Below are 22157 nucleotides of genomic sequence, written 5' to 3' on the forward strand. Positions count from 1 at the left end.
CCCGCTTGCCAATCATTAACGATTCCTTAACGCTCCCAAAAGCTTGGGCGTACCAGGCAAGAACCTGTTCAAGCTTTAAGAAATTTTCTCCCGCAAATCATCCACGGCGGCGGAATCTCATGCCCATGCCCAGGTCTGTTGACAAAGCCGCAGCCGCAGCCAGACATATCCCCAGACCGGCACGCAAGGCTGCGGATTATCCCCATCGATTCACAGGTCGTCGCGGCGGACGGGGATAACTTTGGCGCGCACTTTTTTCCATCTTCATCTGATCTCCGACGCGACAGGAGAAACCTTGATCGCCGTCAGCCGCGCGGTTATCGCGCAATATGACGCGGTTGAATCGATCGAACATCTCTACCCTTTCGTCCGCTCGGCCTCGCAGCTCGAGAAAGCTATCGATGAGATCGACGAAGCGCCGGGCGTTGTTCTCTTCACGCTTGTCGATAAGGATCTGGCGCAGCGGCTGGTGGCCGCCTGTCATGAGCTCAACGTGCCCTGCCATTCGGTGCTGCAGCCGATCAGCGACGTCTTCCGCGCCTATCTCGGCTCGCCCGGCGCCGCCCGCCCCGGCGCGCAGCACATGCTCAACGCCTATTATTTCAATCGGGTCGAAGCGCTGAATTATACGATGCTGCACGACGACGGGCAGACGGCCGACGATTATGAGGCCGCCGATATTCTGCTTCTCGGCGTCAGCCGCACATCGAAGACGCCGACGAGCATCTATCTCGCCAATCGCGGCTACAAGACCGCGAATGTCCCGATCATTCCGAACGTACCGCTGCCGAAGGCGATCTTCCGGCTGCAAAAGCCGTTGATCGTTGGGCTTGTCACTTCGGCCGACCGGCTTGTTGCCGTCCGCCAGCAACGGCTTGACTCGTCGCAGACGCGGTTCGATTCCACCTATGTCGATCCGGTGGCCGTCAATGAGGAGGTCGTCCAGTCGCGGCGGCTCTTCGCGCATTACGGCTGGCCGGTGATCGACGTCACACGCCGCTCAATCGAGGAGGCGGCGGCGGCGATCATCAATCTCTACAAGGCGCATCGCGCCAAGCTCGGGCTTTTGGAGCATCCGCGATGACACATCTGTGGCTGGGGAAAGCCCCGCTGGTGCTTGCCTCGAAAAGCGCAGCTCGGCGGGCGCTGCTCGCGGGCGCCGGCCTGCCCTTCGAGGCCATCGCCGCCGATATCGACGAGCGCGGGGTCGAAGCGCCGTTGCGTGCCGCGGGGGCGAGCGCGGAGGCCGTCGCCGCGCATCTCGCGCGGGCCAAGGCGCGTGCCGTCGCGCGTTCCGAGCCGCTGCGGCTCGTGCTCGGCGCCGACCAGGTGCTGGCGCTCGATGATGAGATATTCAGCAAGCCCAGGGATCTGCCGGCAGCGCGGGCGCAACTCGCCAAACTCTCGGGCCGCACCCACGCGCTCCATTCGGCACTCTGCGTCACCCGCGGCGAAAAGGTGCTGTTCGAGACCGTCGCGACGGCCCGGCTCGCCTGCCGCGCGCTGAGCGCAAATTTTATCGACCGCTATCTGTCCGCCGCCGGCGAGGCGGTGCTTGGGAGCGTCGGCGCCTATCAGCTCGAAGGGCTCGGCGTGCATCTCTTCGAGAGGATTGAGGGCGACCATGCGACGATCCTCGGTCTGCCACTGCTACCGCTGCTTGCATTTCTGCGCCAAGAAGGCAGTCTCGCCGGATGAGCCCCCGCGCCTTTGTCATTGGCTGGCCGATCGCCCATTCGCGCTCGCCGCTGATCCACACCTACTGGCTGCGGCAGCTTGGCCTTGCCGGCAGCTATGAGCGCATACCGGTCGCACCGCCGGACCTTTCGGCCTTTCTCGCCAATCTCGAAGAATCGGGATTCGTCGGCGGCAATGTCACTCTGCCGCATAAGGAGAAAGCGTTCGCCGCCTGCGCCGTCGCATCGCCGGTCGCGCAGCGGCTTAAGGCTGTGAATACCTTGTGGATTGAAGATGGAAAACTTTTTGGCGACAACACGGATGTCGCGGGCTTTCTGGCGTCGCTCGATGAAGATATTCCGGGCTGGGATAAGTCCGTGCATAAGGCCGTCGTGCTGGGCGCCGGCGGTGCCGCGCGCGGCATCGTCTTCGGGCTGATCTCGCGCGGGATCGCTGGAATCGTCATCGTCAACCGCACGCGCGCCCGCGGCGAGGACTTGCAGCGGCAGTTTCCCGAGGCGGCGATCGAACTCGCCGACTACGCCGCGCTGCCCGAGGTGCTCGAAGAGGCTGATCTTCTCGTCAACACCTCCTCGCTCGGCATGGTCGGGCAGCCACCGCTCGAAATCGATCTCGCGCCTTTACCCTCTGGCGCCATCGTCGCGGACATCGTCTATGCGCCGCTCGAAACGGCGCTGCTGCGCCAGGCGGCGGCGCGCGGTCTACGCACGTCCGGCGGCCTCGGCATGTTGCTGCATCAGGCGGCGCCGGGTTTCGCCCGCTGGTTCGGGAAGGTGCCGCAGGTGACGGCGGAATTGCGCGCTCTGGTCGCCGCCGACATTGCGGACAAGTGCTGATGTTCGTACTCGGCCTCACCGGCTCGATCGGCATGGGCAAGTCGACGACCGCGGCCATGTTCCGCGAGGCCGGCGTCCCGGTGCATGATTCCGATGCCGCCGTCCACGCGCTCTATCGTGGCGCCGCCGCGCCCCTGGTCGAAGCTGCCTTTCCCGGCACGTTGCAGAACGGCGAGATCGACCGGGCGCGCCTCGCCGCACGCGTCATTCACGATGCCGCGGCGCTGAAGCGGCTCGAGGCGATCGTTCACCCGCTGGTCCGCGCCGGGCGGGCGGAGTTCGTCGCCAAGGCGCGGGCGGATGGGGCGGATCTCGTCGTCCTCGACATTCCGCTGCTTTACGAAACCGGCTGCGAGAGCGAGGTCGATGCGGTCCTGCTCGTCACCGCGCCGGAAGAGGTGCAAAAATCGCGGATTGCGGCGCGTCCCGGCATGACAGGGGCCAAGCTTGCCGCCATAATCGCCAAGCAAATGCCTGACACCGAAAAACGCCGCCGCGCCGATATCATCCTCGACACCAGTTCCGGGCATGCCGCGGTCGCGCAGCACGTGCAGGACCTCATCGCCGCCATCCGCACTGGGCGCGTGAAAAGCAGAGACCATGCGTGAAATCGTCTTCGATACCGAGACCACGGGCCTCGATCCCGCGTCTGGCCACAGGATCGTCGAGATCGGTTGCGTCGAAATCCTCAACGCCATTCCGACCGGACAGACGTTTCATTTCTATCTCGACCCCGAGCGTGACATGCCCGAGGAGGCCTTTCGCGTCCACGGCCTTTCGCTCGAGTTTCTGACCGGCAAGCCAAAATTCGCCGAGATCGCAGAGCAATTCCTCAGCTTCATCGCCGATGCTGTGCTGGTTGCGCATAATGCCGAGTTCGACCTGCGCTTCGTCAATGCGGAGCTTGCGGTGCTGGGCCACCCGCCGCTGAAGTCAGAGCGGATCGTTGATACGCTCGCGCTCGCGCGGCGTCGCCACCCTGGCGCGCCCAACTCCCTCGATGCGCTCTGCCAGCGCTATGGCATCGATACGAAACGGCGCACCAAGCACGGTGCGCTGCTCGACGCGGAAATTCTCGCCGAGGTCTATGCGGAATTGAACGGCGGCCGGCAGGCGAGCCTGTCGTTGCAGAGCGCCGCCGGCAATGCGCTGCGCGCGGCGGTCCGCGCGGAGCGGCCGGCGCCACTCGCGCCGCTGATCGTGGCGGCCGAATGGGCAGCCCATGCCGCCTTCATCGCCACTCTTGGCAACAAGGCGATCTGGCGCCGCTATCTGCCGGAATCCGACGAGGCCTGATTGAGGCTCAGGCCTGTGCGGAAGGGGCTTGCGCGGCCTGCGCCAGACGCTGGCGATAAAGGCCGGCGAAATCGATCGGATCGATATAAAGCGGCGGAAAACCGCCGTTGCGCACGGCTTCGGCGACGATCTGCCGGGCAAAGGGGAAGAGCAGTCGCGGGCATTCGATCATCACCACCGGTTGAATGTCGCTCTGTGGGACGTTCAGCACGCGGAAGATACCAGCATAGTTGAGCTCGAACTTGAACAGAGTGTCGGCGTCTTCGCCGGCGGCCCCTTCGAGCAGCAGCTCGACCTCATAATCGGCCTCGGCGATCTGCCGGGCATTGACATTGACCTGGATCGAAATGTTCGGCGGCTTCTGCTGCGGGCCGAGCGAGCGCGGCGCATTCGGATTCTCGAAGGAAAAATCCTTCGTATATTGCACTAAGGCATTGAGCGCGGGCCCGTTCGCCTCTGCGCCGCCACCGTTGCTGTCAACCATTTCGCTCTACTCCGCGCCGCAGGCCCACGCCCCTCGAAAATCGCGCAAGCGGGTAGCATGGATGGGAGCGGGGAACAAGCGAGGCTCAGGCGATCTATTCGATCCGGTGCCAATCCTGCGGCGTCAGATCGATCGTGTTCTGGGCCTGCGGCTTCGGCGCCAATTCCTGGTGCCGCCAGGCCGGCAAGAGAAGCGCCAGACCGACGCAATCCGACAGAAAACCCGGAACGACCAGCAGCGCCGCGCCAATCGCGGCGAAAGCGCCGCTGCGGAGCGTCAACGACGAAAGGCGCAGGGTCTGACTTGGCTGATCGAGCGCAGATCTGAGGACATCGCGCGCCCGGCCCCCGAGCCGGCGCAATACCGTCAGGCCGAGAAGGCTGAAGAGTATGGTCAAGAGGACAGCCCCGCCGAGGCCGATGGCGTCGGCGACGACGCCGAACACCGAAACCTCGGCCAGGATCCAGAGGCAAACACTCAAAAAGAAGGCGGCAACGTAGGGCATTCGTTGGTCCCAGAAAACGCATAGTCCGGCGCTAGGTTGTCGGTAACTTATGAACTTTCCCCGTGTCACGCCATATATGCTATTCGGGGAAATTCCGAGTCTGAGCGCAAAGGCACCATGCACGACCCGTTCGACGCCTCGACGATCATTTTCGCGCTTCTCGCGCTATTCGTGCTCTGGAAGCTGCGGTCCGTCCTCGGCACCCGCAGCGGCGAGGAGAAGCCGCCGGGGCAGAATTCCCTCTTCGGCGGCGGTCAAGCCAAGGGTGGGCAGGTCCAAGGCGGCCAAGTCACGAACGATAACAAAGTGGTGCCGCTTCCCGGCGCCGCGCCGCGCTTGGCAGCCGCCCCGAACGCCGCACCGCCGCCCGACCCGGAGCGCTGGAAGGCTTATGCCGAGCCCGGCTCGCGCGTCGCCAACGGGCTCGATGCCATCGCCGCCGCCGATCCGGGCTTCGACCTTGATCAATTCATCGCCGGCGCGAAAACCGCCTACGAGATGATCGTCACAGCCTTCGCCACCGGCGACCGCGAACTTCTCGCCCGGCTGCTCGACAAAGACGTCTATGCGAGCTTTGCCAGCGCCACCGAGGCGCGGGCCAGCCGGGGCGAATCGCTGATGACCAAGGTCACCTCGATCGACAAGACCGGCGTCTTCGATGCCGCCGTGCGCGACGGAACCTTGCAGATCACCTTGCGCTTTGTGGCGAGCCTCGTGACGGCGACGCACGACAAGGAGGGCAAGCTGATCGACGGCGATCCGGACAAGACGGTCAACATGGTCGATTTGTGGACCTTCGCCCGCCCCGCCGGATCGCGTGATCCGAACTGGAAGCTCGTCGCGACGCAGACCGGGCATTGAGCCCGGCATCCGCAGCCGTGCCCGGCGCCGATCTGGCGCCGGTGAGTTTTGCCGACCTCGCCGGCTTTGACACAGACGATCATCTCGCCGCTTTTCGAATATTTGCGGCTCAAGCCGCCGCCAGTCTCAACGGCCAAAAGCCCCTGCGCACGGCAAAACCCACTGACGCGGCGCTCGCGGCGGTATTCCGCGCTGCTGTGGCGGCCGAGGTCCTTGATGGCGCGACGGCGCGCGATTTTTTTCTCGCGCATTTCGCGCCCTATCGCGTCCAGCCTTCCGGCGGCGGGCGCGGCTTCGTCACCGGCTATTACGAGCCGGTCGTCGCGGGCTCCCTGGTCGAGGCGAAGCAATTCACCGCGCCGATTCTGGCGCGGCCGGACGATCTTGATCGCCGCCATCCCTATCCCGACCGCGCGGCCATCGAGGCGGGGGCGATCGCCGACAACACGCGACCGCTCGTCTGGGTCGAAGACCCCATCGAGGCGTTTCTCATTCACGTCCAGGGCTCGGCGCGGGTGATATTGCCCGACAGCACCGAAGTCCGCCTCATCTATGCCGGGCGCAACGGCCTGCCCTATACGTCGATCGGCCGGCTTTTGATCGAGAGCGGCGCCATCGCGCCCGAAGCGATGAGCCTTGCGGCGCTGAAGACCTGGGTGCGGGCGCAGGGCCAGAAGCCGGGCGAGCCCGGCCGCGCCCTTCTGCAGCAAAACAAATCCTATATCTTTTTCGATCTCGCGCATGATCTGCCACCGGAATCGGGGCCGATCGGTGGTGCCGGCCTGCCGCTCGCGGCTTTGCGCGCGATTGCGGTCGATCGCACGCTCTGGTCATATGGACTGCCGTTCTGGCTCAGCGGGGACCTGCCTTGGCAATCGGACGAAGCTTCGCCGTTCCGGCGTTTGTCGATCGCGCAGGACACCGGCTCCGCCATAATCGGCGCGGCGCGGGCCGATATTTTCTTCGGCTCGGGTCCGGCTGCGGGGACGCGTGCGGGAGCCATCCGCCGCCCCTGCGATTTCTTCGTCCTGCTGCCGCGGAGCCGGCATGAGCATACGTGAGACTTTGCGGCCGCTCTCCGACGAGGAAATCACGCTCTGGCTGACGGTGACGCGCAGCATTTCGCGCCGCCCGGGCGCGGCGGCGCCGGAACTGCCGCTCCGAAAGCCCGAAAAGTCGGAAAAAATCGCCGCTTCGCCTGCCGCCGCTCCGACACCCTTTAACGTCACGCCTAAGCCCGCGCCGCGTCCCGCCGTGCCGGGCCTTGCGCCGCTGGAGCGTCGCGCCCGGCAGAAGCTGGCGCGGGGGCATATGCCGGTCGATGCCGCACTCGACCTCCACGGCCTTCGCCAGCACGAGGCGCATCCGGCTCTGCACGGCTTTCTTTTACGCGCGCAGCACCAGGGCGCCAAAATCGTCCTCGTCGTCACCGGCAAGGGAGAGCGCGCGGCTGAAGGGGGCGAATCGGCTGGCGTGCTGCGCCGCGCTGTGCCGATCTGGCTGCGGGCGCCGGAATGGCGCGGCCTGGTCGTCGGCTTCGAGGAGGCCGCCCGTCATCACGGCGGCACCGGGGCGCTCTATGTGCGCATCCGCCGCCACGACCGGATTTAGAGCGATGCCGCCGGATTGGGCCGCCATCGCTCCGCCCTCGCTCGCCGCCTTCGAGGCAATGGCCGAGGCTGCCTATGCTGGGCTGCCGGAGGATTTCCGGGCTTTGTGCGAGGGCATCATTATCCAGGTTGCGGATTTTGCGACGGAGGAGGTGCTCGACCACATGGGCTGCGAGAGCGAGTTCGACCTGCTCGGGCTTTTCACCGGCCGCGGCCTGGCGCAAGGCGGCGCCCAGGCTTTCACCGGGCAGATGCCGAACATGGTCTGGCTCTATCGCCGCCCGATCCTCGATTATTGGGCCGAGGGCGAGGACGCGCTCGGCGACGTCATCACCCATGTGCTGGTGCATGAGATCGGCCACCATTTCGGCCTCTCGGACGCCGATATGGCGGCGATCGAGGCTCGGCCTTGACGAAGGCGTCGCGCCGACCGATAGAACGGGCAATTCTGGAGCTCTAAAAAATGGAAAAATTCACGTCGCTGACGGGTGTTGCCGCGCCGCTCGACATCCGCAATGTCGACACCGACATGATCATCCCGAAGCAATATCTGAAGACGATCAAGCGCACCGGCCTCGGCACGGGCCTGTTCTCCGAGATGCGCTACAAGGACGACGGTTCGGAGAACCCCGATTTCGTCCTCAACAAGCCGGCCTATCGCCACGCGCAGATCCTCGTGGCGGAAGACAATTTCGGCTGCGGCTCGTCACGCGAGCACGCGCCCTGGGCGCTGCTCGACTTCGGCATTCGTTGCGTTATCTCGACCAGCTTCGCCGATATTTTCTATAACAATTGCTTCAAGAACGGCATTCTGCCGATCGTCGTCAGCCCCGAGGATCTTGCCAAGCTGATGGACGATGCCTCGCGCGGCGCCAATGCGACGCTCTCGGTCGATCTCGAGGCCCAGGAAATCCGCGGCCCCGACGGCGGCGTGATCCATTTCGATATCGATCCATTCCGCAAACATTGCCTGCTCAATGGCTTGGACGATATCGGCCTCAGCCTGCAGAAAGTCGACGAGATCGCCGCTTTCGAGAAGAAGGAACACGCCGAGCAGCCCTGGCTGTGAGGATCGGCAAATCGCGCGGAAAACTTGACGGCGGCGCCGGCTTCCCTTAGATAGCCCGCTTCCATTTCCGCCCGTGCCCAAGAGCGATGGAACACGCTCCAACGCTTTGGTTTGGCGCGCGGGCTTTGTGTTTATGGCCGCAAGGCCGGAAGGATCAACAATGTCGCGCCGTTGCGAATTGACCGGCAAGGCCGTCCTGGTCGGCAACCTGGTCAGCCACTCGAACCACAAGACCAAGACCCGGTTCCTGCCCAATCTCGTCAAGGTGACGCTCTCGTCCGAGACGCTCGGCCGCAGCGTGCGCCTACGCGTCGCCACCGCTGCTCTTCGCTCGGTCGAGCACCGCGGCGGCCTCGACGCTTTCCTGCTCAAGGCTTCGGATACGCAGCTTTCGATCGGCGCCCGCGCGCTGAAGCGCGAGATCACGAAGAAGCAGGCGACGGCCTAAGCCGATTCTTTTGCCGTCATTGCGAGGCGCGCAGCTTCGCTTGCAATGACCTTGGCTCAATGCACGGTCACGACCGGCGCGCGTTTTGTCCGCGTCGGCGGTGTCGGTGCCGGGACGGCCTTTTCGTCGAACAGCTCGGCCAGTTTCTCGGTCATCGCGCCGCCAAGCTCCTCCGCATCGACGATCGTCACCGCGCGACGGTAATAGCGCGTCACGTCATGGCCGATGCCGATGGCGATGAGTTCGACCGGCGAGCGTGTCTCGATTTCCTCGATCACATAGCGCAGATGCCGCTCGAGATAATTGCCGGGATTGACCGACAGGGTTGAATCGTCGACCGGCGCGCCGTCCGAGATCATCATCAGGATGCGCCGCTGCTCCGAGCGGGCGAGCAGGCGCTTGTGCGCCCAGTCGAGCGCCTCGCCGTCGATATTCTCCTTCAGCAGGCCCTCGCGCATCATCAGGCCGAGGTTTTTCCGCGCCCGGCGCCAGGGGGCGTCGGCGGCTTTGTAGATGATATGGCGCAGATCGTTGAGGCGCCCCGGCGCGGCCGGCTTGCCGGCCTGTAGCCAGGCCTCGCGCGATTGGCCGCCCTTCCAGGCTTTGGTGGTGAAGCCCAAAATCTCGACCTTGACGCCGCAGCGCTCCAGCGTGCGGGCGAGAATATCGGCGCAGGTCGCCGCGACGGTGATCGGCCGCCCGCGCATCGAGCCGGAATTGTCGAGCAGCAGCGTCACCACCGTGTCGCGGAAGTCCGTGTCCTTTTCGCGCTTGAAGGAGAGCGGCTGCTGCGGGTCGATGACGATGCGCTGCAGCCGCGCCGTATCGAGAATGCCTTCCTCAAGGTCGAATTCCCACGAGCGGTTCTGCTGCGCCAGCAGGCGGCGCTGCAGCCGGTTGGCGAGCCGGCCGACGACGGAGGAGAGATTCTGCAACTGCTTGTCGAGATAGGCACGCAGCCGCTCGAGCTCTTCCGGCTCGCAGAGCGCCTCGGCGGTGATGGTCTCGTCGAATTTATGGGTGAAAGCCTGATAATCCGGAGCGCGGGCTTCCGGCCGCGTCCTCGGGGGCGGGCGATGCGCGTCGGCCGCCTGGTCGCCCTCGCCGAGATCGCCCTCTTCCTCGGCCTCGAAGTCGCCGGAGGAGGCATCGGCGGCCTCGACCTCGGTGTCGCTATCGGCCTCGGCCGCTTCGCTCGTCTGCGCTTGCGCCGCATCGGCGCTCTCGTCGCGCTGGCCCTCGAAGGCCTCGGTATCGTCGCCGCCGGCCTGCTGATCGTCGCTTTGCTCGGTCTCCTCGCTGGCGTCGGAGCCGATATCCTCGCCCATATCGAGCGCCGAGAGCACGCGGCGGATTGATTGGCCGAAGGCGCGCTGATCCTCGAGCGTGCCGGCGAGCTGGTCGAGATCGCGCCCTGCCCGCTGCTCGACGAGCGGACGCCAGAGATCGACAATGCGCTGGGCGCCTTTCGGCGGCTTCCGGCCGGTGAGCCTTTCGCGCACGATCATCGCGACGGCCTGTTCCAGCGGCGCGTCCGAGCGCTCGCGGATCTCGCCATAGCGGGCGTGCTGGAAGCGATCCTCGAGCATGGCGTCAAGATTTTGCGCGACGCCATCCATGCGCTTGCTGCCGATCGCCTCGACGCGGGCCTGCTCGACCGCCTCGAAGACGGCGCGGGCCTGCGGCGCCTGTGGCAGCAGCCGGCGATGGATCGCCGCGTCATGGCAGGCGAGCCGCAACGCGATCGAATCGGCGTGGCCGCGCAGGATGGCGGCATCCTGACGGGTGAGCTTGCGCGGCGGCTCCGGCAGACGCACCCGGGCTGCGCCGGCGTTGCCAGCGACATTCGGCTTTTCCGCCGCATAGGCGACATCGAGCTGCGCCACATGCGCCATCGCCCGCAGACATCCGGCGACGGCCCGCTTGAACGGCTCCTGCGGGGCTTCGACCTTGCCGGGCGGCTTGTGGTTGGATTGTGGGGGCATGAGCGCCATTTCGTTATGACAGGAGTAGTTCTTCGACCTTCCTGAGTTGCTCGATTATTCTGCGCATCGACTCAACATTCGTTTCGCTTGTCGATCCACCCGCGCGCTCAATATCGGCGACTATTGCCGAGAGTTGTGTGCCAAGGCTTTCCTCACCCGTCCCAATCCCAAGATTCAGCTCGATTACATCAAGCAGACCAACCACATCCGAAATGGGATCGCCTTGAACTTGCGTTCTCTGAACAACTTTCTTCCAGGTCATTACCGACTTCCATCGATCGAAGCGGCAGCAATAAGTAATTATTTCAGCTCATCGCGACATTCACCGCGCTTTCCGGCAGCTCCTGGCCGAAACAGCGCTGGTAGAATTCGGCGACCAGCGTGCGCTCCAGTTCATCGCATTTGTTGAGGAAGGTGAGTCGGAAGGCGAAGCCGATATCCTTGAAGATTTCGGCATTCTCGGCCCAGGTGATGACGGTGCGCGGGCTCATCACAGTCGAAAGATCGCCGGCCGTGAAGGCGTTGCGGGTCAGGTCCGCGACGCGGACCATCTTGTTGACCTGATCGCGCCCGTCCTTGGTCTTCTGGTAGGATTTGACCTTCGACAGGACGATGCCGACTTCCTTGTCGTGCGGCAGATAATTTAGCGTCGCGACAATCGACCAGCGGTCCATCTGGCCCTGGTTGATCTGCTGCGTGCCGTGATAGAGGCCGGAGGTGTCGCCGAGACCGATCGTGTTGGTCGTCGAGAACAGGCGGAAAGCCGGATGCGGCTTGATCACGCGGTTCTGATCGAGCAGCGTCAGCCGGCCGGAGACTTCCAGCACACGCTGGATGACGAACATCACGTCCGGCCGGCCGGCGTCATATTCGTCGAAACACAGCGCGATATTGTTTTGCAGCGCCCAGGGCAGAATGCCGTCGCGGAATTCGGTCACCTGCTTGCCGTCGCGCAGAACGATGGCGTCCTTGCCGACGAGATCGATGCGCGAGACGTGGCTGTCGAGGTTGATTCGCACGCAGGGCCAGTTCAGCCGCGCCGCGACCTGCTCGATATGGGTCGATTTGCCGGTGCCGTGATAGCCGGAAACCATCACGCGGCGATTCTTGGCGAAACCGGCGAGAATGGCGAGCGTCGTATCGCGGTCGAAGAGATAATCCGGATCGGTTTCCGGCACGTGCTCGTCAGCCTTGGAAAAGGCCGGCACTTCCATGTCGGAGTCGACCCCGAACACCTGGCGGACTGAAATTTTCATGTCCGGCAAAGCCTTCAAGGCTTCTTCACCGGTTAGAGAATTGGCTGACATTCATCCTCCGTTCCGCCCGTCATCGGCCACGCTATAGCATGATGGGCCACGACGGCGCGCGGAATTCCGCTCGATGTCGAAAAGTTTAGCTTTCCGGCAAAAGCCGGAGGTCCGGTCAAGCGAGCTTGACCGACTTTAGATAGCTATAAGCACGGATAATTTCACGCAATTTGTCTTCCAGGGATCGGTCGCCGCCGTTGGCATCGGGGTGGAGGCGCTTCACCATATCCTTGTAGCGGCTGCGGATCGCGCTGGGATCGGCGCTTTCGTCGAGGCCGAGCTGGTCGAGCGCCTTGCGCGCGGCAATGCCATGCTTGGGCTTGGGCGGTTCCTGCGGCCGGCGTGCGGCGCGCGGGCCGCCGAAAATGTTCAGCGGATCGGCATAATGCGCGGCATCGGCGCCGCGCCCTTGCGGGCCGCCGGCGAGATTGTCGCCCATGACCCAGGTCGGGCGGTGGCCGGTCGTGGCGTCGCGCTGATAGAGCGACACGGCCTCCGCGCTCATGCCCTGAAAATAATTATAGGACGCGTTATAGGTGCGCACATGTTCGAGGCAGAAGCTGAAATATTCGCCCTCGCGCTGCCAGCCTTTGGGCGCGCGAAATTCGCCCGCCTCGTTGCAGCCGGGATGGTCGCAACGCACTTTGACAGTTTGGACGGGCTCCTTTGCCTTCGGCTTGGCCCGGATGCGGTCGAAAATCGGCGAATTCAAATCCATGGTTTGCCATTATGATATTCTTTGCGGCCGTCGCAACCCGTTAGCTGCGACAAAAAACAAATCGAACCGCGACGTGGGAATTTTTCAATGAGCAACGCGCCCAGTATGGCAGAACGCATCACGCAGAAATTGCAGGCCGCTCTCACACCCATTACCCTCGATGTGATTGACGATTCGCATAAGCATGCCGGGCATGCACATGCGGTAACCCATGCGGCAAAGGCGGGCCGGTCGGGCGAAACCCACTTCACCGTAAAAGTGGTATCGGACAGCTTTATCGGCAAGAGCGTGCTCGCCCGTCACCGCATGGTGAACGATCTTTTGCGCGCCGAATTCGCCGAGGGCATACATGCCCTCGCGATCGAGGCCAAGGCGCCGGGCGATTGAGCCCATCGCATCGGCGTCATGAAATGGCCGCATCTCGCGCAAAGTAAAGGCTTCGAGCGGCGACGGAGCTTTGCATATCTCCCGCGAGGGACTAGGCTTGACCGCCCGCGCGCATGGCGGCGGTGCGATCGACGAAATGGGGCGAGTTTGTCATGCGGTTGCGTCTCTATGGCTTCATAGCCGCCGCGATCCTGCTTGCCGTGGCCGGCCGCGCCGCGGCGACCCCTTCGCTCGTCATTGATGTCGCGACCGGCGATGTGCTTTATGAAAACGAGGCGACACAGCCTTGGTATCCCGCCTCGCTGACCAAGCTGATGACGGTCTATGTCGCGCTTTCGGCGGTGCGCGACCATCAGATTTCGCTTGATACGCCGCTCGTCGTCTCGCGCCGCGCCGCCTCCATGCCGCCGTCGAAGATGGGCTTCAAGCCCGGCACCGAGGTCACGCTCGGCAATGCGCTCAAAATGCTGATGGTGAAATCGCCCAACGATATCGCCATCACCATCGCGGAAGGTATCGCCGGTTCGGTCGAAGCCTTCGCCGATGACATGAACGCCGCCGCCGGGCGGCTCGGCATGACGCAGAGCCATTTCGTTAATCCGAACGGCTTGCATAACCCGGATCATTATTCGTCGGCACACGATCTCGCCGTCCTTGGCCGCGCCATCTACCTCACCTTTCCGCAATATGCCGATCTGTTCGACATCGGCGCGATTCGCGTCGGCGGTCAGATCATCCGCAACCACAACAACATGCTCGGCCGCTATCCCGGCGTCGACGGCATGAAGACAGGCTTCACCTGCAACGCCGGCTTCAATCTCGTCGCCAGCGCGACGCGCGGCAACCGTCATTATATCGCGGTGGTTCTCGGCGCGCCGAACGCGCAGACGCGCCTTGTTCGCACGGCCGTTCTGTTCGACCGCGCCTTCACCGGCATCGACCATCCGCAGCCGATGGAGGCCGAAGCGGCGAGCGGCGGCACGCCGGAGGACATGCACAATTCCGCCTGCCGGCGGCGTGGCCATGGCGTCGCTGTCTTCCAGGCCGAGACCGATCGTCTCGAGGAGCCGTTGCAGACGCAGAGCCAGAGGCCGCAATCGCCGCTCGGGCTCTTCAACGCATCCGCGCTGGCGCAGGAGACGCCGGTCGCCCTGCGCATTGCCATGATGCCGGAGCCGTCCTTCGACCCGGAGCCGGTCGGTATCGGCCCCGTCGCGGGCTATAATGGCCCGATCGCCGGTCCGCGCGCGCCGCATACGCCGGTGGGCACGCCGCTTCTGGCTGACGTGAACCCCATCGCCGCGACACCGGCGAACGAGCCGAGCGAAGATACGCCCGACGCCTCGGACGATCACGATGCGGCAAAGGTCGCCGCGACGGACGAAGGCGACAGCGATACGCCGCATCCGGCCAAAGCCGAGAAGCCTGCGAAAGCCAAACATGCCAAGGCCGGCAAGGCCAAGGCGTATCACGAGGTCGCGGCGAAGCCGGCGCATGGCAAGCACAGGCTGGCGAAAGAGAGCAAGGCGAAGAAATCCAGGATCGCCGCGCATACGTCGAAAACGAAATCCGCCAAGCTGTCCAAGAGCAAGCTCGCCAAAGCCAAAGTCGCCAAAAGCAAGACATCAAAGACGGCAAGCAAAAAGATCAAATCGAAGAAGCTCGCCGCCAAATCGCATCCGAAACATGCGGCCAGTTCCGACAATTGAGCGGCGCAGGGCGGTCGGTTGAATCGCGGCGTCGCACGGCCTATCTCTGTGCCACCTGATCTTGCGCGCCGGGAGCGCCGCTTTCGCGCTTATACTGGACTGTAATGATGATTGACACGCGCCGGCCGCCGATCTTCCCGCTCACGATCCTCACCGGCTTCCTCGGCGCCGGCAAGACGAGCTTGCTCAACAAGCTGCTGCAAGCGCCCGAACTCGCCGATGCGCTCGTCCTCATCAATGAATTCGGCGAGGTCGGGCTCGATCATCTCTTTGTCGAGAAGGTGGACGGCAATCTCGTCGTCATGGCCTCGGGCTGTCTTTGCTGCACCATCCGCGGCGATCTCGTCGCCACGCTCGAAGATCTGCTGCGCCGTCGCGACAACAATCGCATCGCACCGTTCAATCGCATCATTATCGAGACGACCGGCCTCGCCGATCCGGCGCCGATCCTGCACACGCTCATGTATCATCCCTATTTCATGTTGCGCTTCCGGCTCGACGGGGTGATCAGCCTCGTCGACGCGGTGAATGGCGCGGCGACGCTCGATAAATACAAAGAGGCGGTAAAACAGGCCGCTGTTGCCGACCGGCTGGTGATCAGCAAGAGCGATCTTCTGCCGCCGGATGATGCCGGGCTCGCGGCGCTGCGCGCGCGGCTGAAGGCGCTCAATCCGACGGCGATCCAGCTCGACGGCGCGCGGGGCGAGGCCAATCCGGCAACGCTGCTCAACCTCGGCCTTTACGATCCGGACAGGAAAATCCCCGACGTGCGCCGCTGGCTGAATGCCGAGGCGCTGGAGGAGCCGGCCGAACACGATCACCACCATCACGATCATGATGAGCATGAGCATGAGCATGAGCATCATCACGATCACGCCGCCGGACACGACCGCAACCGCCACGATGCGCGTATCCGCGCCTTCGCCCTGCGTCATCCGACACCGGTGCCACCCGCGACGATCGAGATGTTTCTTGAATTGCTGCGTACCGCCCACGGCGCGCACCTGCTGCGGGTGAAGGGCATTATCGCGCTCGCCGACGATCCGTCGCGGCCGCTTGTCATCCACGGCGTACAGCACATTTTCCACCCGCCAGTGCGGCTCGAGGCGTGGCCCGACGCCGATCACACGACGCGGATCGTCTTCATCCTCGAGGACATGGAGCCGAGCTTCGTGAAAGGGATGTGGGATGCTTTCACCGGCCTCGCCGCCGACACGCCGGATGCCGCGGCGCTGACGCAAAATCCGCTGAAAGTCTCGCCCGGCGGCCTCTTGGCCTAGGCCGGTTCTGACCCGGGCGGCGGCCCGTCCGGCTTCTTGGCCTTGGGCGGTTCGCGCAGGATAAAGCCCTGGCTCTCAAGCCCCGGCAGGTTGACGTTCATCACTGGCGGCGGCGCGTCGAACAAGGTCTCTTTCTTGAACCGGCGATAGATCTCGAAATTCAACTCGCTGGTGATGCTCTTCACCGACAGGATGTCGGAGACATAACAGTAAAACTCGAAGTTGAACGTTGTGCCGGTCATTTCGGAAAAGACGATGAGCGGCGTCGGCTTCTGCAGCACGCTCTTGTTGTTCGCCGCCACGTCGAGCAGGATTTCGCGCACCCTTTGCGGGTCGGCGGCCATGTTCACCGGGACGGTCAGCTTGATACGTCCGGTCTTGTCGGTGCGGACGAAATTCTTGACGACGCCGGCGACGAGATCGGAATTGGGGATGACGACTGCCGCGCGATCGAAGGTCTCGATCTCGGTCGAGCGGACATTGATGCGGCGGACAATGCCCTCGTTCGATCCGACCGAAATCCAATCGCCCACTCGGATGGCGCGCTCCCAGAGCAGGATCAGCCCGGAAACGAAATTGTTGACGATCGATTGCAGGCCGAAACCGATACCGACCGAGAGCGCGCCGGCGACGATGGCGATCTTGGCGAAATCCACGCCGAGATAGGCCAGCGCCAGGCCCAGCGCCAGGATACGCCCGACATAGCCGATGCTCGTCTTGATCGCGTTGCGCAGCCCGAAATCGAGCCGCGTATGCGGCAGGAAGCTGACTTCGAGCCAGCGCTCGACAGCCCGCGTCGCCGCATAGGCGGCCAGGAAGACAACGAGCGTGAAGAAGACGCGCGAGAGCGAAATCGTCACATCGCCGATCTTGAAGCCGAAGAAGGCGGCGTAGAGATAGCCGGTGATGTCGGCGGATTGCACGCCCCAGGGCGCCAGCGCGGCCAGCACGGCGGTGATGAAAATCACCACGCGGGCGATGCCGGACGTCAGAATCGCAAATTGCTCGAACGCCTCGCGGCTCAGTCCGGTCGAGAGCATCGCGCGATGGCCGAATGCACTCGTGCCGGTCATGCCGCGGCCGAGGGTGCAGTCGATGAGCATTACCAGCATCGTGGCGAACGCGCCGACCCCGCCGATCCAGATCACCTGGTCGACCATGAAGCTGCTCAACGTCAGATAGCCGCCGAGGCAGGCCGCGAAGATCAGCAGCACCACCGCCCAGAGGATTGTTCGCAGAAGCCCGAACCAGTTCACCGTCTGGCTGGTGCGCGGGCCGAAGACCTGCTCCGTCTCGTCCTCGTCTTTCTGGCCGATCCAGAGCGCGGTTGTGATGGCGATGGCGGCGGCGAAGGCGCAAAGCCCGCGCAGGAATATCTGGGTCGTCCCGGAAGCCTGCTCCAGCTCGCCGAGGCTGGCGGCGATGCGGCCGAAGGAAACAACGGCGGTGACGATCAGAATGGTGCGCTGGACTTGCGTTGCCGTCCCGTCGTCAACGTTCAGAAGCCGCCATTCGTGCCGTCCCGGCGCCAGCAGGGCTTGCGCGAGACCGGCGGCGATCTCGATGCGCAACGCCGCGAAAAAGAAGGCGCGGACCAACGGCTGTGATTTGAGATCGATGTCGATGATGCCGAAGCCTTGCGCCAAAGCGCCGATGATGACGACGGCGGCGAGCGGAAAGGCGGCGACGACGAAGAACACGCGCCAGGCAGCCAGGATTTTTTGCAGCGGCGTCGGCGGCTCGGTGGTGGGCCTGCGAAAGGCCACGCGGCGCGTGCCGCGCGTCACCGGCCAATAGAGTGCGACGACGGCGGCGAGCAGACCCCAGAACATCGGCGCGCGCCAGCCCGCGAGCGTCGCATTGGTCTGCGCCAGCCAGGCGCCGGCCATATCGCGCAAAGTGGTGACATCGCCCGGCAGTTCGCCGAGGGCCTTCTGCCACAGCGCTGGGCTCGCGAGGCTCGATTCCCGTTGCAGCAGGGATGCGGCCAGCCGCGCCCGCAGCCGCGCGGCGATCATCGCCTGCGCCTGCTGGTTCTGGACGATCAGCAGATTGGCGCGTTTGATCAGCGCATCGAGGTCGTCGAAGGCTTTTTGCCGGGTGACCCGCTCGGCAGCGACGTCCGGCGCTTCCGGCGCCGCCTTCGGCGCGGGGGGCGCCCCGAGCTGATCGAGCTGCGCCTTCTGCGCCGCGAGCCGCGGCGTCAGATGGTCGAGCACCCGTTGCAGCGAAAGGGCGAGGGGTTGGGTCTCGTCTTGCAGCTTTTGCAAGGTGTCCTTGGACAGGCCCGGCTGCTGCAGCGTCGTGTCGAGGTCCTGCAGGCTTTTGGCGGCGGTGTCGAGCTGGGCGGAATCGAGATCGTTGAATGTATCGGCTTGTGCCGCCAGGCTCGCGCCAAGCCACAGTGCGAACACGACAAGGATGTGCCGGGAGAGGCGCGGAAGGGTCAAAGGCACAGGCTCCGATCGAGGACCGCGCGCGGCGAGAGGGGCTGGCCGCCGGTCGGCCCTGTTCGCCGGGAAAGACGGCGGCTTCATGGCCTCAAACCTCTGGCGGGTAGAGATGTGTCACCCCGCGAAAATCGCGCAGCCTGTAGCGTCCGTCCGCCGCCGCCACGGCACCCTCGAGCGGCACCTTGCCGAAGCCACCGGGGATGTCGAGCATATAGTGCGGTTGGCAGAGGCCGGAAAGCTTGCCGCGCAGCGCGCTGACAAGCTTCTGTCCCTCTGCGATCGAGAGGCGGAAATGCGATGTGCCGCGGGCGAGATCGGGATGATGCAGATAATAGGGCTTCACCCGCATGGCGACGAAGCCGCGCATCAGCGCCGCCAGCGTTTCGACATCGTCGTTCACGCCGCGCAGCAGAACGCTCTGGCTCAGCATCGGAATACCGGCATCGATCAGGCGGGCACACGCGGCCTGCGCCTCGACCGTTAATTCCCGCGCGTGATTGGCGTGGAGCGCGACATAGACGGCCTTGCCCGAGTTGCCCAGCAACGTCGCGAGCTCTTGCGTCACCAGCGCGGGCGAGACCACCGGCACACGCGTATGGATGCGCAGGATTTTGACGTGCGCGATCTGGCGTAGCCGGTCGAAAATCTCTTCGAGACGCCGCAGTGACAGGATGAGCGGATCGCCGCCGGTCAGGATCACCTCGAAGATTTCTTCATGCGCAGCAATGTAGCTGAAAGCCGCATCGAGCGCGGTGGGCGAAAGATGCGTCGCGCCGCCGGGGCCAACGCTCTCGCGGCGAAAGCAGAAGCGGCAATAGACCGGGCAGGCGTGCAGAAGCTTGAGCAATACGCGGTCGGGATAACGATGCACGATGCCCTCGACCGGGCTCAGCGCCGCATCGCCGATCGGATCGGCCAATTCTTCCGGTGCGGTGATGAGTTCGGCTGCGTCGGGGATGAATTGCAGGGCGATCGGATCGGCGGGATCGGCGCGGTTGATCAACGCCGCGACAGTGTCGTTGACGGCGATGGCATAGCGCGCGCCGACCTTCTCCAGCGCGGGCGCCGCCTCGGGCGCGACCAGACCGGCGGCGGTCAATTCGTCGATGCGCGTCAAGGTGGGCTTTGTCACCGTGGCGTTCCCGTTTCCGCGACCGGCGCCCACAAAACATCTTCGATACGCTTGCTGCCGGTCGCGAGCATGACGAGCCGGTCGAAGCCAAGCGCGATGCCGCTCGACGGCGGCATGGCGGCGAGTGCAGCAAGGAAATCCTCGTCGATCGGATAGGCGTCGCCATAGATGCGCCGGCGCTCGTCCATGGCCGCGGCAAAGCGGCGGCGCTGTTCGGCGGCGTCGGTCAATTCGCCGAATCCGTTCGCGAGTTCGACGCCGCAGACATAAAGCTCGAATCGTTCGGCGAAACGCCGGTCGTCCTTCAGCCGGGCGAGCGCCGCCTCCGGCGCCGGATAATCGACGAGCAGCGTCGCGCGGCCGTGGCCGAGCCGGGGCTCGATCTTGGCAGAGAGGATCTTGCTGAAGAGATCGGACCAGGTGTCATCATCCGCGACGCGCAGACCGAGCGTGGCGGTGTGGCGCGCGAGCGCGTCACGGTCGCACCCTTGCGCATTGTAGGTTTCGAGAAGATCGAACCCGCCATAAAGCCGGAAAGCTTCGGCCACGCTCAGAATCTCCGGCGTCGCAAAAGCGTCCGCGACCGCCTCGCGGAAACGGAAAGTGCGAGTTCCCGCTGCCTCGGCCGCCGTGGCGAGCAGCGCCGCGCAATCGGCATAGAGCGCCTCATAAGGCGCCTTGGCCCGATACCATTCCAGCATGGTGAATTCGGGATGATGCAGCGGGCCGCGCTCGCGGTTGCGGAAGACGTGGCCGAGGCTGAAAATCTTCTCTTCCCCGGCCGCGAGCAGCTTTTTCAGCGCGAATTCGGGCGAGGAATGGAGGTAAAGCCGCGATTTTTCGCCGGCGGGGCCGATCAGTTCGGTCGCGAAAGCGGAAATATGCGTCTCGTTGCCCGGCGAGACTTGCAGGATCGGCGTATCGGCCTCGATGAAGCCGTCCGCGTCGAACCAGGCTCGTACCGCCTTGGTCAGGGCGGCCCGCGCCCGGAGAGCGGGGCGATGCCCGGTCCCGGAATCGGCCGCTGGCCAGAAAGAAGGCTTGCTCATTTCCGCATTTCGCTTGAAAACCCTTCGCCAAGCCGGGTAGCCAAGGCGCGGGCGCTTATAGCGCAGCCGTGCGCCGCGTGGCAGCCCGCCCGGATTAGCTTTGTCTGGCTAGTCAAATCATTGAAATTCAATGCGGTTTGGTTCAGGCGGCGGCTCGGATCAAGGCGCCGCGCCATTCAGGAATGAAGGAAACCTCGTGAAAGTCATCGCCAGCTCCATCCGCAAGGGCAATATCATCGAGCGAGAGGACGGCCAGCTTTATGTCGTGCTGACCGCCGAAAGCTTCCATCCCGGCAAGGGCACGCCGACGACGCAGATCGATATGCGCCGCCTTTCCGATGGCGTGAAGACCACCGATCGTTACAAGACAACGGAACAGGTCGAGCGCGCCTTTGTCGAGGACCACGACTACAATTACCTGTTCCAGGACGGCGAGCATTATACGTTCATGAACGCCGACACCTATGATCAGGTGAGCGTGTCGGCCGATGTGATCGGCGAACAGGCCGCCTATCTGCAGGAAGGCATGACCTGCATCCTCTCGATGTTCAACGGGATTCCCGTCGCGATCCAGTTTCCGCCGCGCGTGACGCTGGAGATTGTCGAGACCGAGCCGGCGATGAAAGGCCAGACGGCCTCCTCCTCCTATAAGCCGGCGAAGCTCTCGAACGGCCTGCGCACCATGGTGCCGCCGCATATCCAGCCGGGCACGCGCGTCGTCATCCAGACGGAAGATGGCTCCTACGTCGAGCGCGCCAAGGACTGAGCGGCCGCAAGGGTCACGGAAGGCGCTCGCGCCGGGCATCGATCTGCGCGTCGATCCGCGCAAGGAGTTCGTCCAGGCCCGACAGTTTCTCGGTGGGATGTGGCACCAGAACCGTCCGCAGCTCCGCGCCGATGTGGGCGGCCATATCCTTGCCGCGCGGCAATTCGGAGCGGTGCCGCTCGAGACGCAGGCTTGGCCTTGTCTCGCGCTGGCGCCCCGGCTCCCAGCCCTTGTTCCAATCCCACACTTTCGGCCTCATAGCGTGATCGAAGCAGGCGGCACCGCCTGCTTTTTCAGTTCGAAAACGTGGGGTTGAGGAATCCGTTCCGGTCCGGAAGCGAATTGCTTCGCAATAGGCTTTACGGACTATTGCTGAATCTCGCGTCCGCACTTATCATTCCGCAAGCCTTGGGGTGCTGCCGAAAGCTCGGCGGCTGAGATTAGACCCTTCGAACCTGAATCTGGGTAATGCCAGCGCAGGGACAGGCAATACGAAAAGCGCCGCGGGAGTCCGTCTGCGCCCCGTATTCGCTCCTGCGCCGGTCCAAATGCAACGGAGCCGGC

General features: G+C 64.2%; 25 protein-coding genes and 1 riboswitch. Of the genes, 15 read left to right on the plus strand and 10 right to left on the minus strand.

What is annotated here, in order from left to right; all coding sequences use genetic code 11:
* Window positions 1-241: 241 nt before the first annotated feature.
* The 5 genes from CWB41_RS05080 to dnaQ are packed head-to-tail and all read left to right on the plus strand — an operon-like array spanning window position 242 to window position 3830.
* Window positions 242-1084, plus strand: coding sequence for a pyruvate, water dikinase regulatory protein (locus CWB41_RS05080; protein WP_115835282.1), 843 nt, complete (start codon window positions 242-244; stop codon window positions 1082-1084).
* Window positions 1081-1698, plus strand: coding sequence for a Maf family protein (locus tag CWB41_RS05085; protein WP_115835281.1), 618 nt, complete (start codon window positions 1081-1083; stop codon window positions 1696-1698). Before CWB41_RS05080 ends, CWB41_RS05085 begins: the two co-directional genes overlap by 4 nt.
* Entirely contained in the window at window positions 1695-2534 is an 840-nt protein-coding gene (locus CWB41_RS05090) for a shikimate dehydrogenase (RefSeq protein WP_115835280.1), read from the plus strand. Before CWB41_RS05085 ends, CWB41_RS05090 begins: the two co-directional genes overlap by 4 nt.
* Window positions 2534-3142 (plus strand): dephospho-CoA kinase, encoded by a 609-nt coding sequence (coaE, locus tag CWB41_RS05095; RefSeq protein WP_115835279.1) that lies wholly within the window; start codon window positions 2534-2536, stop codon window positions 3140-3142. The genes CWB41_RS05090 and coaE overlap by 1 nt, the downstream gene beginning before the upstream one ends.
* Window positions 3135-3830, plus strand: a complete 696-nt coding sequence (gene dnaQ / locus CWB41_RS05100) for a DNA polymerase III subunit epsilon (protein WP_115835278.1) — start codon at window positions 3135-3137, stop codon at window positions 3828-3830. Before coaE ends, dnaQ begins: the two co-directional genes overlap by 8 nt.
* A 7-nt stretch (window positions 3831-3837) precedes the next feature.
* On the opposite strand, the gene secB is transcribed toward dnaQ, so the two are convergent.
* A complete protein-coding gene (secB, locus tag CWB41_RS05105; protein WP_115835277.1) occupies window positions 3838-4314 on the minus strand; it encodes a protein-export chaperone SecB in 477 nt (158 codons plus the stop codon).
* 94 nt (window positions 4315-4408) lie between these two features.
* Complete coding sequence (locus tag CWB41_RS05110; protein ID WP_115835276.1) at window positions 4409-4819, minus strand: FxsA family protein; 411 nt, start codon at window positions 4817-4819, stop codon at window positions 4409-4411.
* A gap of 117 nt (window positions 4820-4936) precedes the next feature.
* Between CWB41_RS05110 and CWB41_RS05115 the strand changes: the two genes are divergently transcribed.
* The 6 genes from CWB41_RS05115 to rpmB all read left to right on the plus strand — a co-directional run bounded on the left by CWB41_RS05115 (window position 4937) and on the right by rpmB (window position 8807).
* Complete coding sequence (locus CWB41_RS05115; RefSeq protein ID WP_115835275.1) at window positions 4937-5680, plus strand: Tim44/TimA family putative adaptor protein; 744 nt, start codon at window positions 4937-4939, stop codon at window positions 5678-5680.
* Window positions 5677-6741 (plus strand): murein transglycosylase A, encoded by a 1065-nt coding sequence (mltA, locus tag CWB41_RS05120; protein WP_115835274.1) that lies wholly within the window; start codon window positions 5677-5679, stop codon window positions 6739-6741. The genes CWB41_RS05115 and mltA overlap by 4 nt, the downstream gene beginning before the upstream one ends.
* The gene (locus tag CWB41_RS05125) at window positions 6728-7291 is read left to right on the plus strand and encodes a Smr/MutS family protein (RefSeq protein WP_115835273.1); all 564 of its coding nucleotides are present in this window, start codon (window positions 6728-6730) and stop codon (window positions 7289-7291) included. Before mltA ends, CWB41_RS05125 begins: the two co-directional genes overlap by 14 nt.
* A 4-nt stretch (window positions 7292-7295) precedes the next feature.
* Window positions 7296-7703, plus strand: a complete 408-nt coding sequence (locus tag CWB41_RS05130; RefSeq protein ID WP_115835272.1) for a metallopeptidase family protein — start codon at window positions 7296-7298, stop codon at window positions 7701-7703.
* Between the two features lie 50 nt (window positions 7704-7753).
* Window positions 7754-8359 carry a 3-isopropylmalate dehydratase small subunit gene (gene leuD / locus CWB41_RS05135; RefSeq protein ID WP_115835271.1) on the plus strand — a complete coding sequence of 202 codons (606 nt, stop codon included), beginning with the start codon at window positions 7754-7756 and terminating at the stop codon, window positions 8357-8359.
* A gap of 160 nt (window positions 8360-8519) precedes the next feature.
* Complete coding sequence (rpmB, locus tag CWB41_RS05140; protein ID WP_115835270.1) at window positions 8520-8807, plus strand: 50S ribosomal protein L28; 288 nt, start codon at window positions 8520-8522, stop codon at window positions 8805-8807.
* Between the two features lie 56 nt (window positions 8808-8863).
* Here rpmB and cobT read toward each other — a convergent pair whose 3' ends face one another.
* The 4 genes from cobT to CWB41_RS05160 form a co-directional block, all read right to left on the minus strand.
* Complete coding sequence (cobT, locus tag CWB41_RS05145; RefSeq protein ID WP_245411140.1) at window positions 8864-10792, minus strand: cobaltochelatase subunit CobT; 1929 nt, start codon at window positions 10790-10792, stop codon at window positions 8864-8866.
* 13 nt (window positions 10793-10805) lie between these two features.
* Window positions 10806-11054: a hypothetical protein gene (locus CWB41_RS05150; protein ID WP_115835268.1), complete on the minus strand. Its 249-nt coding sequence runs from the start codon at window positions 11052-11054 to the stop codon at window positions 10806-10808.
* Between the two features lie 43 nt (window positions 11055-11097).
* Entirely contained in the window at window positions 11098-12099 is a 1002-nt protein-coding gene (cobS, locus tag CWB41_RS05155; RefSeq protein WP_115835267.1) for a cobaltochelatase subunit CobS, read from the minus strand.
* A gap of 115 nt (window positions 12100-12214) precedes the next feature.
* Window positions 12215-12817 (minus strand): J domain-containing protein, encoded by a 603-nt coding sequence (locus CWB41_RS05160; RefSeq protein ID WP_115835266.1) that lies wholly within the window; start codon window positions 12815-12817, stop codon window positions 12215-12217.
* Between the two features lie 105 nt (window positions 12818-12922).
* Here CWB41_RS05160 and CWB41_RS05165 point away from each other — a divergent pair, with 105 nt between their 5' ends.
* From CWB41_RS05165 to CWB41_RS05175, 3 genes are all read left to right on the plus strand, one after another.
* Window positions 12923-13204: a BolA family protein gene (locus CWB41_RS05165; protein WP_115835265.1), complete on the plus strand. Its 282-nt coding sequence runs from the start codon at window positions 12923-12925 to the stop codon at window positions 13202-13204.
* Between the two features lie 152 nt (window positions 13205-13356).
* Window positions 13357-14913 carry a D-alanyl-D-alanine carboxypeptidase family protein gene (locus CWB41_RS05170; RefSeq protein ID WP_115835515.1) on the plus strand — a complete coding sequence of 519 codons (1557 nt, stop codon included), beginning with the start codon at window positions 13357-13359 and terminating at the stop codon, window positions 14911-14913.
* Between the two features lie 107 nt (window positions 14914-15020).
* Window positions 15021-16193, plus strand: a complete 1173-nt coding sequence (locus tag CWB41_RS05175; RefSeq protein WP_115835514.1) for a CobW family GTP-binding protein — start codon at window positions 15021-15023, stop codon at window positions 16191-16193.
* Here CWB41_RS05175 and CWB41_RS05180 read toward each other — a convergent pair.
* The 3 genes from CWB41_RS05180 to epmA all read right to left on the minus strand — a co-directional run bounded on the left by CWB41_RS05180 (window position 16190) and on the right by epmA (window position 20827).
* Window positions 16190-18643, minus strand: a complete 2454-nt coding sequence (locus CWB41_RS05180) for a mechanosensitive ion channel family protein (RefSeq protein ID WP_165204021.1) — start codon at window positions 18641-18643, stop codon at window positions 16190-16192. The two genes, CWB41_RS05175 and CWB41_RS05180, sit on opposite strands and share 4 nt — an antisense overlap.
* Before the next feature lie 91 nt (window positions 18644-18734).
* On the minus strand, window positions 18735-19778 hold the full coding sequence (locus CWB41_RS05185) for a lysine-2,3-aminomutase-like protein (protein WP_115835513.1): 1044 nt from the start codon (window positions 19776-19778) through the stop codon (window positions 18735-18737).
* Entirely contained in the window at window positions 19775-20827 is a 1053-nt protein-coding gene (gene epmA / locus CWB41_RS05190) for an EF-P lysine aminoacylase EpmA (protein WP_115835263.1), read from the minus strand. Before epmA ends, CWB41_RS05185 begins: the two co-directional genes overlap by 4 nt.
* Window positions 20828-21023: 196 nt before the next feature.
* Between epmA and efp the strand changes: the two genes are divergently transcribed.
* Window positions 21024-21593: an elongation factor P gene (efp, locus tag CWB41_RS05195; protein ID WP_115835512.1), complete on the plus strand. Its 570-nt coding sequence runs from the start codon at window positions 21024-21026 to the stop codon at window positions 21591-21593.
* 13 nt (window positions 21594-21606) lie between these two features.
* Here efp and CWB41_RS05200 read toward each other — a convergent pair whose 3' ends face one another.
* The gene (locus tag CWB41_RS05200) at window positions 21607-21852 is read right to left on the minus strand and encodes a hypothetical protein (protein ID WP_115835262.1); all 246 of its coding nucleotides are present in this window, start codon (window positions 21850-21852) and stop codon (window positions 21607-21609) included.
* Between the two features lie 140 nt (window positions 21853-21992).
* Window positions 21993-22094, plus strand: a riboswitch (TPP riboswitch).
* The last annotated feature ends 63 nt before the right edge of the window (window positions 22095-22157 follow it).

Origin of the sequence: Methylovirgula ligni, from assembly GCF_004135935.1 — a bacterium.
GTDB classification, from domain to species: Bacteria; Pseudomonadota; Alphaproteobacteria; order Rhizobiales; family Beijerinckiaceae; genus Methylovirgula; species Methylovirgula ligni.